We start from the raw sequence: 1,279 nt of genomic DNA on the forward strand, positions 1-1,279 counted from the left end.
TCCGTCAGACATACGCATTGCAGGCATCATTTTTTCACCAGCCACTACAATAAATTTACGTTAGCCTATTGCGCCTTCTGTTAATGTGGCCTGGACAATAGAATCAGTCACCTCGGCATTATTCGGTAATGCATTTAAATCGACTTTAACTTTACTGCGGTAGTAACTATTTAAGTCAGGCACGACCACTTTACCGAATGCATTCGATGCAATAGGGATACCACGGTCTGATACGGGGATTTTAGCTACGCCGTCAGTGTCTATGAGTAAACGAGTGCCGCCAATATTTGAAACTCGGTGAGCATCCGCACCTTTTAACGTCATAGTGAATCCGCCTTGAGCCCCTAATCCAAATGACGTGTAATTATTGTGAATATAGCTGGCATTTGCGGTTAACTTCGTATTATCGCCGTAATGAGTAATATAGGTGCTTGCGGTTCCACCTTTATTGGTTGACCCTGCGCTGACTTGGTAATTGGTTCTATCAGACAGCTTGTCATAATAAGTTGCCCGGTTAACGGTGTCGTCCCGTGTTGCTTGTAATGAATAGCCGATATTGGCACCATTTCCCCAAGGCATTGATGCTGAAATATAAAGACCGTCATCATTTGTTTCGTTATATTTATTGCGGTACGCCGATAATGAAATATTAATATTTTTCAGGCTTCCCCAATCTAAGGTTTTTGTTACCATTAAATTGTAGCGATTGCTTTCTGGCTTATCCCAATAGGTTTGGTGCGAATAATTTAAATAAGCAGTGATCCTTGGTTCTCTAAAATTTTTATTTAGAGAAATCACATACATTTCCTTATTACTGCCTTGGCGTTCGCCTGAATCTTTAGCCGTTAAAAAATCAGTCACAGTCATAAAACTGCGCTCAGAGAAGCGGTAACCTGCGAATTGGACTTGGCTATCAGAGTCGTCAAAGCGCTTCGAATAGTTTATCCGATAAGAGTTACCTGTCAGTTTTTTATCATTCGGAATATTTGCAATAGAATGCGTAATATCGAAAGACAAAGCACCAAATGCTAATAGATCGCGACCTACACCTATGTTGAATGCATTATAGTCTTGGCTATTTAATGAGCCTGCGAGCAATGACCAACCATTGGTGACTCCCCATGACATTTCACCACTTGCGAATGTGTCTCCGTTAACATGGTGATCCATATCGGTTGGTCGACCCATTGCTAATTTATATCGAATACTACCTGGGCGCGTTAAATAAGGGATATTAGCCGTTTCAACTTGATATTCTTGAACAGAACCATCCTGTTCT

At 41.1% G+C, this 1,279-nt stretch carries 1 protein-coding gene; it reads right to left on the reverse strand.

Going from position 1 to position 1,279, the window contains the following annotated elements; translation table 11 throughout:
* Positions 1 to 60: 60 nt before the first annotated feature.
* Positions 61 to 1,279, reverse strand: a 1,219-nt coding sequence (locus ACVRRC_RS21800; protein WP_472997547.1) for a fimbria/pilus outer membrane usher protein, incomplete at its 5' end; no start/stop codon positions are given.

Source organism: Stutzerimonas sp. LR2 (assembly GCF_055755175.1).